Here is a 12,597-nt window from a genome sequence, read left to right on the forward strand (position 1 = left end):
GGGTCCAGTCCAGAGCGCGGAACTGGACCCCGGCCTTTGCCGGGGAACGCCATGATCTTTTGCGCAAGTCACTATTCTAGCAATTTGCGATCACCCCCTCTAGGCAGGCAGCATGATCGCCAGCATTGACCCGTTCCACGCCATCGCCATCAGCCGCGAAGCCCACCGCCTCGAAGCGGCAGGGCGCTCCATCCTGCACATGGAATTTGGCCAGCCGTCCACCGGCGCGCCCGCCGCATCCATCGCCGTCGCGCACCATGTGCTGGACACCGACCCTATGGGCTATTGGGAAAGCCAGCCGCTCAAAGACCGGATCGCCCGCCATTATCGGGACCGGCATGGCGTCACTATCGATCCTGAACGGATTTTCCTGACCTGCGGCGCATCGCCCGGCCTTGTCTTGGCGCTCACCAGCCTGTTTGCGCCCGGCGCACGGGTCGCCACCGCCCGCCCCGGCTACGTCGCCTATCGCAACACATTGAAAGCGCTCTATCTGGAGCCGCTAGAAATCCCCTGCGGCCCAGCCGAACGCTACCAGATCAGCGCCGACGCGCTGTCAGCGCTCGATCCCGCGCCCGACGGCCTCATCCTCGCCAGCCCCGCCAACCCCACCGGCACGATCATCCCGGCGGATGAACTCGCCCGCATTGCCGCCACCTGCGCCGCGCGCGGCATCGCCATCATCTCGGACGAAATCTATCACGGCCTGTCCTTCGGCGACCCGGCCCGATCGATGCTGGAATTCGCCCCCGACGCGATCGTGGTCAACAGCTTCTCCAAATATTTCAGCATGGCCGGCTGGCGTCTGGGCTGGATCGTCGTGCCGCCTGTCCTGATCGACGCCGCCCGCGCCCGCATGGGCAATCTCTTCCTGACGCCCCCCGTCCTCGCTCAACAGGCCGGGCTACAGGCGTTTGAGGAGAGCGCCGAACTGGACGGCCATGTCGCCACCTACCGCCGCAACCGGCAGTTGCTGCTGGACGCCCTGCCAGCCCTCGGTCTCGCCAGCATCGCCCCGCCCGACGGCGCTTTCTACCTCTATGCCGACATCAGCCACCTGACCGACGACAGCCTCGCCTTCTGCCACCGCCTGCTCCAGGACACCGGCGTCGCCACTGCGCCCGGCATCGATTTCGATCCGGTCGAAGGCCACCACTTCATCCGTTTCAGCTTCGCCGTCTCCACCGACCGCGTAGAGGACGCCATCGCCCGGATGGTGCCATGGTTCCAGGCTCAGCGTAACGACAAAGCGCCATAACGGACCCAAAGGGTCCGCAAGGCCGAACGGCGGTCCTTGTCTTTGCGAGGGAAGCCAAGGCGGCGAATGCCGCCGCCGGCGCTTGAGGCCAAACAAACAGTGGTGCGGGCGGTCGGAATCGAACCGACACTCCTTGCGGAACCGGATTTTGAGTCCGGCGCGTCTACCAGTTTCACCACGCCCGCACGGCCTGGGTGCCGCCAAATGACAAAATCCTTGCCCCCCGTCCAGCCGAAAATCAGTCCGCGCGACATTCATCACCCAAAGTCTCGCACCCGCCCGATTTTCGCTGCACCACAGCAGAGCCGTTGCAGCATTGCTGCCGGAACGATAGCCTCCTTGCGCTATCATCCGCGTGCGCTATAAGGGCGTCATCGTGCAGATATAGATATGTTCAACGGAGAAGGACCATCCTTTGACCGAATCGTCTGCTACGTTCCTGTTATTCGGCGCCACCGGTGATCTTGCGCGGCGCATGATCTTCCCCTCGCTCTATAATCTCCTGTCGGACGGGCTGCTGCCCGACGACTTTCTGATCGTCGCCTCCGGCCGGTCGGAGATGGATGACGATGCCTTCCGCGACGATGTCGACGCGGCGCTGCGTCAATTCCTGGCGGCCGACCGCTACGACGGCCAAGTCGCCGCCACCTTCCGCACCATGATCTGCTATCAGCCGGTCGAGGCAGGCAATGCCGTCCAGTTCGCCGCGCTTGCCGAACGGATCGACGGGCGGCTGGAGCGCGGCCTGTCCGTCTATCTTTCCACCCCGCCCTCGCTCTTTGCCCCCACGGCGCAAGGTCTGGCCGATGCTGGCCTTATCACCCCGCTCACCCGGATCGCGATGGAAAAGCCGATCGGCAAGGATCTGGCGTCCTCCAAGCAGGTCAATGACGGCATCGGCGCGCTCTTTGCCGAAGATCAGATTTTCCGCGTCGACCATTATCTGGGCAAGGAAACCGTCCAGAACCTGCTGGCGCTGCGCTTTGGCAATCTGATGTTCGAGCCTTTGTGGAACGCCACCGGCATCGACCATGTCCAGATCACGGTGGGCGAAACCGTGGGGCTGGAAGGCCGCGTCTCTTATTATGACGGGGTCGGCGCGCTGCGCGACATGGTGCAGAACCATATGCTCCAGATCCTCTCGATCATCGCGATGGAACCGCCCGCCCGCATGGACCCCACGTCTGTGCGCGATGAGAAGGTGAAGGCCTTGCGCTCGCTCCGCCCGATGACCGCCGAAACGGTCAAGACCCACAGCGTCCGCGGCCAATATACGCCGGGCGCAGTCGGCGGCAAAATCGTCACCGGCTATGCCGATGAACTGGGCCAGCCATCGACCACCGAAACCTTTGTCGCGATCAAGGCGCATATCGACAATTGGCGCTGGCAGGGCGTTCCCTTCTACCTGCGCACCGGCAAGCGGATGCCCGCGCGCCAGTCCGAAATCATGATCCAGTTCAAGCCGGTCCGCCACTCCATCTTCGGTCGCGACGGTCACGGATCGGGGCTTGAATCCAACACGCTGGTCATCCGCCTCCAGCCCGAAGAATATATCCGCCTGACCATCATGTCGAAACGGCCGGGCCTTGAGCGGCAGGTGCATCTGGACGAAGTGACGCTCGACGTGTCGCTCACCGCCGCCTTTGCCGGGCAGCGCCGCCGCATCGCCTATGAACGGCTGATCCTTGACCTGCTGGCCGGCGACGCCACCCTGTTCGTCCGCCGCGACGAGGTGGAGGCGCAATGGGCGTTTATAGACTCGATCATCGACGGGTGGAAAGAGGCCAATATGAAGCCCGCCCCCTATTCTTCCGGCAACTGGGGTCCATCCTCGGCCATTGCCCTTATCGAACGTGACGGAGCCAGCTGGCATGACTGAACTGCATCCCACCATCGCCAAGGTGACGGAGCGCATCGTCGCGCGCAGCGCCAAAAGCCGCCGCCACTATCTCGACCTCATCGAACGGGGCCGGGACGCAGGCACCAACCGTGAGTCGCTGAGTTGCGGCAATCTCGCCCACGCCTTTGCCGCCAGTGGCGAGGACAAGCCCGTCATCCGCACCGGCGCGGCGATGAATATCGGCATCGTCACCGCCTATAATGACATGCTGTCCGCGCATCAGCCCTATGGCCGCTATCCCGAAGCGATCAAGCTGGCCGCCCGCGAAGTCGGCGCCACCGCCCAGGTTGCTGGCGGCGTCCCCGCCATGTGCGACGGCGTGACCCAGGGGCAGGCGGGCATGGACCTCTCGCTCTTCAGCCGCGACACGATCGCGCTCTCCACCGCCATCTCCCTGTCCCACGCCATGTTTGAAGGCGTCGCCCTGCTTGGCATTTGCGACAAGATCGTGCCTGGCCTGCTGATGGGCGCGCTGCGCTTTGGCCATCTGCCGACCATCCTGATCCCCGCCGGGCCGATGCCATCCGGCCTCGCCAACAAGGAAAAGGTCCGCATCCGCCAGCTTTATGCCGAAGGGAAAGTGGGCAAGGACGAACTGCTCGAATCCGAAAGCGCCAGCTATCATGGCGCTGGCACCTGCACCTTCTATGGCACCGCCAATAGCAACCAGATGATGATGGAAGTGATGGGTCTCCACATGCCCGCCGCCGCCTTCGTCAACCCCGGCACGAAGCTGCGCCAGGAACTCACCCGCGCCGCCACCCACCGCCTCGCCAGCATCGGCTGGGACGGCGATGATTATCGTCCACTCGGCCACTGCGTCGATGAAAAGGCGATCGTCAACGCCATCATCGGCCTGATGGCAACCGGCGGCTCCACCAACCACGCCATCCATCTGCCCGCCATCGCCCGCGCCGCCGGGATCAGCATCGACTGGACCGATTTCGCCGAAATCTCCGATGCTGTCCCGCTGCTCGCCCGCGTCTATCCCAACGGCTCCGGCGACGTGAACCATTTTCACGCCGCTGGCGGCATGAGCTATATCATCCGCGAACTGCTCGCCAGCGGGCTGCTCCACCGCGACATCATGACCGTCGCGCGCGGCGACCTCACTGACTATGGCAAGGAACCGGTGCTGGAAAATGACGCGCTGCAATGGCGCGACGTCCCCGCCTCGCGCGACGACAATATGCTCCGCCCCGTGTCCAACCCGTTCAGCGCCGATGGCGGCATGAAGCTGCTGGCGGGCAATCTGGGCCGCTGCGTCATGAAGGTCAGCGCCGTCGATCCCGCCCTCTGGACCATCGAGGCACCGGCTGCCGTATTCCACGATCAGGACGACGTCCTGCGCGCCTTCAAGGCGGGCGAACTGGAACGCGACGTCGTCGTCGTCGTCCGCTTCCAGGGACCAAAGGCCAACGGGATGCCCGAACTGCACAAGCTGACGCCCGCACTGGGCGTGCTACAGGATCGCGGTTTCAAGGTCGCACTGGTGACCGATGGCCGCATGTCCGGCGCATCCGGCAAAGTCCCCGCCGCCATCCACCTTTCGCCCGAAGCACTGGGCGGCGGCCCCATCGGCAAGCTGCGCGACGGCGATCTCGTCCGGGTCTGCGCCCAGAGCGGCACCATCGACGCGCTGGTCGATGCCGCAATCTGGGACGCCCGCGACATCCCCGCCGCCCCGCCCCCGCCCTATGATACCGGTCGCGAACTTTTCGCCCTGTTCCGCCATCATAGCGACCTGGCCGAACAGGGCGCCTCCCCCATCCTCGCCGCCATGGAAGCCGAGCTTTAACCCTAACTTCCGTCATCCCCGCGAAAGCGGGGACCCATCTCCCGACCTTGCGGTTTCAACCGTTGGCGGAGACGACAATAAGAATATGTTTTGAGGCGCCTGACCATGACCAACATCATCGCCGCCGACATTGGCGGCACCAACGCCCGCTTCGCGCGCGCCTCGCTCGACGATCGCGGCGTGCCGACGCTCGGCACCGTGCGCAAATATAAGGTCGCCGACTATCCCAGCCTGCAAGCCTGCTGGGCCGCCTTTGCCGAAGACGAAGCCAAAGGTGGCGAAGGCGACCTGCCCGACGCCGTCTCGATCGCTTTCGCCACCGCCATCGGTCGCGAAGTCATCAAGCTGACCAACTCCAGCTGGGTCGTCCGTGCCGATACGCTGGCCGACGATCTGGGCGTCCGCACCGTCAAGCTGGTCAATGATTTCGAGGCGGTTGCCCACGCCGTCTCGCGCCTTCCGCAAGAAAATCTCCCTTTGCTCTTCGGCGAGGACCGCCCCTTCCCCCGCGATGGCGGCGTCACCATCCTTGGCCCCGGCACCGGCCTTGGCGTCGCGATGATCGCCTATGACAATGGCCATCCCCATGTCATCGCGACCGAAGGCGGCCATCTCGACTTCGCCCCGCTCGACAGCCTAGAGGAAAAAATCCTCGCCTATCTGCGCGACAAATTCCTCCGCGTCTCGACCGAGCGGATCGTGTCCGGCCCCGGCCTCAACTATATCTACAAGGCGATGGCGACCATCGGCCATGATCGCGTCATGCTGATGGAGGACCCCGAATTGTGGCAGGCGGCGCTGGAGGATAGCGATCCCTTCGCCCGCGCCGCGCTCGAACGCTTCTGCCTCTGTTACGGATCGGTCGCGGGCGACCTCGCGCTCGCCCATGGTCCCCATGCCGTGGTGCTGGCCGGTGGCCTGACCCAGCGGATGCGCGACTTCCTGCCGCACAGCGGCTTCCACACCCGTTTCAAGGCCAAGGGCCGGTTCGAAAGCCTGATGGCCTCCGTCCCGATCCGTATGGCCATCCATGATGAAATCGGCCTGTTCGGGGCCGCCGCCGCCTTTAGGGAGCAATGAACATGAGCAAATTGACCGTCGAAAAAGTGATGGGCCTCGCCCCGGTAATCCCGGTGCTGGTGGTCGACCGGGTCGAGGACGCCCTCACCATCGCCCGCGCCCTTGTCGCCGGTGGCCTGCCCGCGCTCGAAGTCACGCTGCGCACCCCCGCCGCGCTTGATGTGATCCGGGAAATGAGCCAGGTCGAAGGAGCGGTCGTCGGCGCAGGCACCGTCCTAAACCCCGAACAGCTCGACGCCGCGATGGAGGCAGGTGCGCGCTTCATCGTCAGCCCCGGCCTCACCAAGCCGCTGGGCAAGGCCGCGATCGCCGCCAAAATCCCCTTCCTGCCCGGCACCGCCACGGCGGGCGACATCATGCGCGGCATGGACATGGGCCTGACCCATTTCAAATTCTTCCCCGCCGAAACATCGGGCGGCCTGCCAGCGCTCAAAGCCCTCGCCGCACCGCTCCACACCGCCCGCTTCTGCCCCACCGGCGGCATCACGCTCAAAAGCGCCCCGGAATGGCTGGCCCAACCCTTCATCAAATGCGTCGGCGGCAGCTGGGTCGTACCAAAGGGACCGGTCGATGGCGCAAAGATCGAAGAACTGGCCCGCGCCGCCGCCGCCCTCCCGCGCGGATAAAAGTGGGCGGATGACGTAGGGCGGGGCCATTGCGCCCCGCCACATCGCGCCCTAGATGGAACGCCATGATGACCCGTCGGCTGCTCCCCTATCTCGCCCTGCTCCTGTCCGGCTGCACCGGCGCGCAGCTGAGCTATCCCTCGCTCGCCAAGCGCCCGATCGAGAGCGCCCCGGTCGCCGAAGCTACCCCGCCCCCGGCCCCTGTCGCCGCAGACGCCAAACTGGCCGCGCAGATCAGCCGCTTCACCGCCCAGTCGGAAACCGGCCGCACCGGCTTCGACGCTGCCTACGCCGCGGCTGAAAAAGCCGCCCGCGCCGCGTCGGGATCGTCGGTATCCAGCGACGCCTGGGTCGCCGCGCAGGTCGCCATCAGCGCGCTGGAAACCGCCCGCAACGACAGCGTCTCCGCCCTCGCCAGCCTCGACACCCTCTATGTCGATCGCACCAGCGCCATCGCCGATGGCAAGGAAAATGGCGGCCTCGACGCCCTCGACACCGCCCGCACCGCCGCCCTCGCCATCGTCGACAACCAGAATGACCGCATCGACGCGCTCAAGGGCCAGCTGGCCCAGCCTTAGGGCGGAATAAACCCCACTCCGTTCGTTTCGAGCGAAGTCGAGAAACGTCGCGCGGAGGTTTCTCGACTTCGCTCGAAACGAACGGGTAACGGTAAAGTTATCGCGCCCTAAACCGCGTCCACTGCCGCCTTATGCGCCCGCGCATAATCGACATAACGCGCCGCGCCACCCCTCACCTTCTTCACCATCTCATCGGACAGGTCGCGCATATATTTGGCCGGTCGCCCCGCCCAAAGCTGCCGCCCCGGCAGTCGCTTACCCGGCGAGAGCAAGGCACCCGCCGCCAGCATCCCGTCACTCTCGATCACGCAGCCATCCATGACGATCGCGCCCAGCCCCACAAAGGCCCGGTCCTCCAGCGTGCAACCATGCACCATCGCCATATGGCCGATCAGCACATCATCCCCGATGATCGTCGGCCACCCTTCCAGCGGCCGGTCGATCCCGTCGCCGGGGCTGTCGCAATGGATCACCGTGCCATCCTGCACATTGCTGCGCGCGCCGATCCGTATCTGGTTCACGTCCGCGCGGATGACGCAATTATACCAGATGCTCGCATCCTCGCCGATCTCGACATCGCCGATGATCCGGCATCCCGGCGCGATGAAGGCGCTGGGGTGGATAACCGGCGCCTTGCCCTTGAACGGAATGAGGCTGACGCCCGGATAGTCACTCATCTCACGCCCCCAGCAGCCGCGCCGCGTGCAGCGCATGGTAGGTCAGCACGCCCGAACAACCCGCCCGCTTGAACGCCATCAGCGTCTCCAGCACCAGCGCGTCGCGGTCCCCCGCGCCAGCGGCAGCGGCATGTTCGATCATCGCATATTCGCCCGACACCTGATAGGCGAACACCGGCACCGCAAACTGCTCCTTAACCCGGCGGATGATGTCGAGATAGGGCAGCCCCGGCTTCACCATCACGCTGTCCGCGCCCTCGGCCAGGTCCAACGCCACCTCGCGCAATGCTTCTTGCCCGTTGGCCGGGTCCATCTGGTAATTTTTCTTGTCGCCCTTCAACAACCCGCGCGATCCCACCGCATCGCGGAACGGCCCGTAAAAGGCGCTCGCATATTTTGCGGCATAGGACATGATCTGGACATTGGCATGGCCGTCCGCCTCCAGCGCCGCGCGGATCGCGCCGACCCGCCCGTCCATCATGTCGCTGGGCGCAATGATGTCCGCCCCCGCCGCCGCCTGGTTGAGCGACTGGCCGATCAGCACATCGACGGTCGCATCGTTGAGAACATAGCCGGTGTCGTCCAGCAGCCCGTCCTGCCCGTGCGCCGTATAGGGGTCCAGCGCCACATCAGTCAGCACGCCGATATCCGGCACCGCATCCTTGATCGCCCGGATCGCCCGGCACATCAGATTGTCGGGATTGAGCGCCTCCGCCCCATCATCGCTGCGCCGCTCGGCCTGCGTATTGGGAAACAGCGCCAGACAGGGAATCCCGGCATCCCGCGCATCCCGCGCCCGCGCGACGATGCCATCCACCGACCATCGCGACACGCCGGGCAGCGCCGCGATCGGCTCCTCGACATGATCCCCCTCGGTCACGAACAAGGGCCAGATGAAATCGCTGGGTGACAGGCGATTTTCCGCAAACATCGCCCGGCTCCACGCCGAAGCCCGCACGCGCCGCATCCGCAGCGCCGGATAGGAAGATTGGCTCATGGCGCGGGTCTAGGCGCGGTCGAGCGGGGGATCAAGCAAGAGTGATCAAACAGGGGACGTCCCGCTCCTCAGCGCGGAAAGAATAGGGACTATCCAATCCGGTCCCCCATTCCCACGATCCTGCCGATATCCTAGAAGCCGCCCATGCGCACCGTCCATCACATAGCCATCATCTGTTCCGACTATGCCCGCTCTCGCGCCTTTTACCGCGACATATTGCAGTTGCCGGTGATCCGCGAAGTCTGGCGCGCCGAACGCCAGTCGTGGAAGTGCGATCTGGACGCGGGCAATACCCAGATCGAACTATTTTCCTTCCCCAACCCGCCTGCCCGCATAAGCCGCCCGGAAGCCTGCGGCCTGCGACACCTTGCCTTCACCATCGCCAATATCGATGCGGAGGTAGCGCGGCTCGACGCCGCCGGGGTCGCGTGCGAACCGATCCGGATCGATGAATATACCGGCCAGCGCTTCACTTTCTTCACCGACCCTGACGGGCTGCCGCTCGAACTTTATGAGCAGCCGACGCCCTGACCTCCGCTACTTCGCAAACCGCCGAAAGAAACTGTCCCCATTCCAGCTTGGCCGCGCCGCGCCATTGGCCACCCTCAGCGTCACCGCCGTCACATAGTCGTTGAGCTTCGCGCTCTCTGCGGGCATCACCGGCTGGTTCAGATCGTCGAAGGGCGAATGGTAGATATTCGCCCGCCACGCCTTTTCGGTGGCCGCTTCGGGCGTCCCGGCCTTGAATCCATATTTGAAGAACAGCGCCGGTATGCCTTCGCGGATGAAGGCATATTGGTCCGACCGGATGAACACGTTGCGGTCGGGGAAGGGATCGGGGGTGATGGGCAGGTTCATCGCCGCGCTCACCGCCTCGGCATCCTTGCCCAGCGAGCTTTGATCATAGCCGATCGGGGTCACGCTGGTCAGCGGGAAGATCGGCAGCGCCATGTCGAAATTCAGGTCGGCGACGATGCTTTTCTGCGGCACGGTCGGGCGGCGCGCAAAATAGCGGGCGCCCAGCAACCCCTTCTCCTCCGCCGTAACGATGGCGAACAGGATCGACCGTTTGGGCTTCACCTTGCTGGCTTTGAGCGCGCGACCAATCTCCAACAGGCTGGCGACCCCCGACGCATTGTCGAACGCGCCATTATAAATGGCGTCCCCCTTGATCGGCGTGCCGACGCCATAGCCGTCCAGATGCGCCGACAGCACGACATAGTCATGCCGCAGCTTGGGATCGCTGCCGGGCAGCACAGCCACCAGATTGGGCGATGACAATTCGGCCCGCGTCGCACTCACCTGCGCCTTCAGTCGCACTGCTAACGGAAAGGATGCGACCGGCGCAGACGCATCCGCCGCCGCCGCAATCGCGCCGAAATCCTGCCCAGACCCGGCAAACAGCAGATCCGACTTGGCCGGGTCCATCTGCGCCCCCAGAAACGGCGTCTGCGTATCCCGCAAACTGACATCGCTATAATAAAGCGCGGGCGCGCCCGACAGGGCGATCCGCCGGTCCCAGGGAATCTCCACCTGCTTGGGCGTCACCAAAGTAATCAGCCCCAGCGCGCCCTGCTCCGCCAGCCAGTGCGACCGTTCCGACCGCGCATGGGATTTGAGCGCGCCCGACAGGCTCGCCGGACCACCGGACAGCACGACGACGATCTTGCCCTTCAGGTCCAGCCCGGCAAAATCATCATGCCCCGCTTCGGGCAGATGCAGGCCATAGCCCGCAAACACCAGGGGCGCGTCGATGCTTTCAGGCACCGGCCCGCCCCCGCCGCCAAAGATCAGGTCGCCCGGCACTGCCAACGGCACCACCCCCTGCGGACCCGTCAGCGCCGCGCTGGACTTGTCCGACACGATCCGCTGCTCGACAAAGGCGACCGGCTGGCGATAGCCCTGCGTTCCCGCCGGTTTCAGCCCCATCGCCTGAAACTGGCCGATCACATAGGCCGCCGCCTTGTCATAGCCGGGCGTCCCGGTGCCGCGCCCCTGCATCGCGTCGCTCGCCAGCGCCTCGACATGCGCCCACCAGCGCGCGCCCCTGTCCCCCTCAGCCTCCCCTTCCGCCTCGGCCAGCGCGGTGCTGCCGACCATCAACGCGATCAGGGATATGCCGAAGGAAAGGCCGCGCATGCTCATGCTACTCCGCTCTAAACTCATCTCTATCTTGCCCGATCCTGTCCGACGAACAAGGGGGCTTGGAACCACCACCCCGAACGTGTATTAACATGACAATACAGTATGGAGATGATGATGCCCCATTCCCCGACTTTGTCCGCCCTGCTCGTCGCCGGACTCGCCCTCTCGACCACTGCCTGCTCGCGCCACGCCGATGATAGCGCGCGCGCATCCAATACCAGCGCGACGCAGGACTGGTCGACGCTCAAAAATTTCACCGCGATCGACGCCACCGGCCCGGACGATGTCGCCGTGACGATCGGCGACAGCTATTCCGTCAAGGCAGAGGGTGATCCCAAGGCGATCGAACAGCTCGACATCATGGTCAAGGGCGACCGGCTGGTCATCGGCCGCAAGTCGAACGGCAACTGGAGTTGGGGCCGCAAGGACGATAATGAGGGCGCGACCATCCGCGTCACCATGCCCGCCATCCGCGCCGCTGCCTTGACCGGCGCGGGCGATTTCACGCTCGACCGGGCGGAGGGCGACACGCTCGACCTCTCGCTCACCGGCGCTGGCGATTTCGACATTGGCGCGGTCAAATTGCGCAGCCTGAAAACCGACATCACCGGCGCAGGGTCGGTCAAGATTTCCGGCACAGCTGATGAAGGCAAACTCGCCATCACCGGCGCGGGCGATATCGACGCGGACGGCCTCAAACTGGGCAAGGCCGACGTGTCGATCCTGGGTGTGGGTGACATTGCCTTTGCGTCGGACGGCGCGGTCGCTATCAGCATCATGGGGCCGGGCGACGTGACGGTGAAGGGCAAGGCGCAATGTACGACCAGTGGCACAGGACCGGGCGAGGCGCGCTGCGCGCCCTGATCGGCGCGGCACTCCTGATCGCGACGCCCGCACCGGCGGCAACGCGCGGCTATACCATCACCAGCTTCGACGCGATCCGGCTCGACGCACCGGTCAGCGTGATCGTCACCACCGGCGCAGGCGCATCGGCCCGCGCGGAGGGGCATCAGGCGCTGCTCGACCGGCTGAACGTCAATGTCTCCGGTCGCCTGCTGACCATCACCATGATCCGACCGCGGCCCGGCGAGAAAAGCGGCGGCACGGCGACCCTGCGCCTCTCCACCGGCGATCTTTCCCGCATCGTCCTGACCGGCGGCGGATCGGTCGCGGTCAGCCGGATGAAGGGGCTGAGCGGGGATATCGTGCTGGGCGGCAATGGCGATGTGAGTGTGGCGGCGATCGACCTCGACCAGCTCGATCTGTCGCTGGCGGGCGGTGGCCGCGCGACCCTGACCGGGCGAACCGGCATCGCCAATATCCGCGTGTCCGGTCCGGGCGCGGTCGCGGGCGACGCCCTGCGCGCGCGACAGGCGACCCTTGCCAATGACGGGCCGGGCAGCATCGCCCTGACCGCCGATGTCACGGCCAGGATCACCGCCACCGGCTCCGGCGACGTCACCGTCAACGGCAAGGCCGCCTGCTCGGTCGACAATCGCGGCACCGGGCGCATCGCCTGCGGCGGCGAAAGCTATTGA

Annotated in this window: 12 protein-coding genes and 1 tRNA gene; 9 read left to right on the plus strand and 4 right to left on the minus strand. The window is 65.3% G+C overall.

Going from position 1 to position 12,597, the window contains the following annotated elements; translation table 11 throughout:
• Positions 1-112 precede the first annotated feature (112 nt).
• The gene (locus Q0D44_RS02580; protein ID WP_294131884.1) at positions 113-1,258 is read left to right on the plus strand and encodes an aminotransferase class I/II-fold pyridoxal phosphate-dependent enzyme; all 1,146 of its coding nucleotides are present in this window, start codon (positions 113-115) and stop codon (positions 1,256-1,258) included.
• Positions 1,259-1,358: 100 nt separating this feature from the next.
• On the opposite strand, the gene Q0D44_RS02585 is transcribed toward Q0D44_RS02580, so the two are convergent.
• Positions 1,359-1,443 (minus strand) — tRNA-Leu (locus Q0D44_RS02585).
• A 230-nt stretch (positions 1,444-1,673) separates the two neighbouring features.
• On the opposite strand from Q0D44_RS02585, the gene zwf reads away from it, so the two are divergent.
• From zwf to Q0D44_RS02610, 5 genes are all read left to right on the plus strand, one after another.
• Entirely contained in the window at positions 1,674-3,137 is a 1,464-nt protein-coding gene (zwf, locus tag Q0D44_RS02590) for a glucose-6-phosphate dehydrogenase (protein WP_294131886.1), read from the plus strand.
• Positions 3,130-4,956 carry a phosphogluconate dehydratase gene (gene edd / locus Q0D44_RS02595; protein ID WP_294131888.1) on the plus strand — a complete coding sequence of 609 codons (1,827 nt, stop codon included), beginning with the start codon at positions 3,130-3,132 and terminating at the stop codon, positions 4,954-4,956. The genes zwf and edd overlap by 8 nt, the downstream gene beginning before the upstream one ends.
• 105 nt (positions 4,957-5,061) lie before the next feature.
• Positions 5,062-6,036 (plus strand): glucokinase, encoded by a 975-nt coding sequence (glk, locus tag Q0D44_RS02600; protein ID WP_294131890.1) that lies wholly within the window; start codon positions 5,062-5,064, stop codon positions 6,034-6,036.
• Positions 6,037-6,038: 2 nt separating this feature from the next.
• Positions 6,039-6,662, plus strand: coding sequence for a bifunctional 4-hydroxy-2-oxoglutarate aldolase/2-dehydro-3-deoxy-phosphogluconate aldolase (eda, locus tag Q0D44_RS02605; RefSeq protein ID WP_119745286.1), 624 nt, complete (start codon positions 6,039-6,041; stop codon positions 6,660-6,662).
• Between the two features lie 65 nt (positions 6,663-6,727).
• Positions 6,728-7,240, plus strand: coding sequence for a hypothetical protein (locus Q0D44_RS02610; protein WP_294131900.1), 513 nt, complete (start codon positions 6,728-6,730; stop codon positions 7,238-7,240).
• Positions 7,241-7,347: 107 nt separating this feature from the next.
• Here Q0D44_RS02610 and Q0D44_RS02615 read toward each other — a convergent pair whose 3' ends face one another.
• Positions 7,348-7,917 (minus strand): gamma carbonic anhydrase family protein, encoded by a 570-nt coding sequence (locus tag Q0D44_RS02615; protein WP_294131902.1) that lies wholly within the window; start codon positions 7,915-7,917, stop codon positions 7,348-7,350.
• A 1-nt stretch (position 7,918) separates the two neighbouring features.
• On the minus strand, positions 7,919-8,914 hold the full coding sequence (gene hemB, locus Q0D44_RS02620) for a porphobilinogen synthase (RefSeq protein WP_294131909.1): 996 nt from the start codon (positions 8,912-8,914) through the stop codon (positions 7,919-7,921).
• Between the two features lie 144 nt (positions 8,915-9,058).
• Here hemB and Q0D44_RS02625 point away from each other — a divergent pair, with 144 nt between their 5' ends.
• Entirely contained in the window at positions 9,059-9,445 is a 387-nt protein-coding gene (locus Q0D44_RS02625) for a VOC family protein (protein ID WP_294131912.1), read from the plus strand.
• 6 nt (positions 9,446-9,451) lie between these two features.
• Here the strand turns inward: Q0D44_RS02625 and Q0D44_RS02630 are convergent, their stop codons facing one another.
• Positions 9,452-11,053: a M28 family metallopeptidase gene (locus Q0D44_RS02630; RefSeq protein ID WP_294133154.1), complete on the minus strand. Its 1,602-nt coding sequence runs from the start codon at positions 11,051-11,053 to the stop codon at positions 9,452-9,454.
• 108 nt (positions 11,054-11,161) lie between these two features.
• Here Q0D44_RS02630 and Q0D44_RS02635 point away from each other — a divergent pair, with 108 nt between their 5' ends.
• Both Q0D44_RS02635 and Q0D44_RS02640 read left to right on the plus strand, forming a co-directional pair.
• The gene (locus Q0D44_RS02635) at positions 11,162-11,923 is read left to right on the plus strand and encodes a head GIN domain-containing protein (protein ID WP_294131915.1); all 762 of its coding nucleotides are present in this window, start codon (positions 11,162-11,164) and stop codon (positions 11,921-11,923) included.
• Positions 11,875-12,597, plus strand: coding sequence for a DUF2807 domain-containing protein (locus Q0D44_RS02640; RefSeq protein WP_294131917.1), 723 nt, complete (start codon positions 11,875-11,877; stop codon positions 12,595-12,597). Before Q0D44_RS02635 ends, Q0D44_RS02640 begins: the two co-directional genes overlap by 49 nt.

Source organism: Sphingobium sp. (assembly GCA_023266575.1).
Classification (GTDB): domain Bacteria; phylum Pseudomonadota; class Alphaproteobacteria; order Sphingomonadales; family Sphingomonadaceae; genus Sphingobium.

What these genes read in the sequence shown, in the direction of transcription:
- Q0D44_RS02635 (WP_294131915.1), top strand. Translation starts at nt 11,162, where the DNA reads ATGGAGATGATGATGCCCCATTCCCCGACTTTGTCCGCCCTGCTCGTC.
- Q0D44_RS02615 (WP_294131902.1), bottom strand. Translation starts at nt 7,917, where the DNA reads ATGAGTGACTATCCGGGCGTCAGCCTCATTCCGTTCAAGGGCAAGGCG.
- Q0D44_RS02640 (WP_294131917.1), top strand. Translation starts at nt 11,875, where the DNA reads ATGTACGACCAGTGGCACAGGACCGGGCGAGGCGCGCTGCGCGCCCTG.
- eda (WP_119745286.1), top strand. Translation starts at nt 6,039, where the DNA reads ATGAGCAAATTGACCGTCGAAAAAGTGATGGGCCTCGCCCCGGTAATC.
- Q0D44_RS02630 (WP_294133154.1), bottom strand. Translation starts at nt 11,053, where the DNA reads ATGCGCGGCCTTTCCTTCGGCATATCCCTGATCGCGTTGATGGTCGGC.
- edd (WP_294131888.1), top strand. Translation starts at nt 3,130, where the DNA reads ATGACTGAACTGCATCCCACCATCGCCAAGGTGACGGAGCGCATCGTC.
- Q0D44_RS02610 (WP_294131900.1), top strand. Translation starts at nt 6,728, where the DNA reads ATGATGACCCGTCGGCTGCTCCCCTATCTCGCCCTGCTCCTGTCCGGC.
- glk (WP_294131890.1), top strand. Translation starts at nt 5,062, where the DNA reads ATGACCAACATCATCGCCGCCGACATTGGCGGCACCAACGCCCGCTTC.
- Q0D44_RS02580 (WP_294131884.1), top strand. Translation starts at nt 113, where the DNA reads ATGATCGCCAGCATTGACCCGTTCCACGCCATCGCCATCAGCCGCGAA.
- hemB (WP_294131909.1), bottom strand. Translation starts at nt 8,914, where the DNA reads ATGAGCCAATCTTCCTATCCGGCGCTGCGGATGCGGCGCGTGCGGGCT.
- Q0D44_RS02625 (WP_294131912.1), top strand. Translation starts at nt 9,059, where the DNA reads ATGCGCACCGTCCATCACATAGCCATCATCTGTTCCGACTATGCCCGC.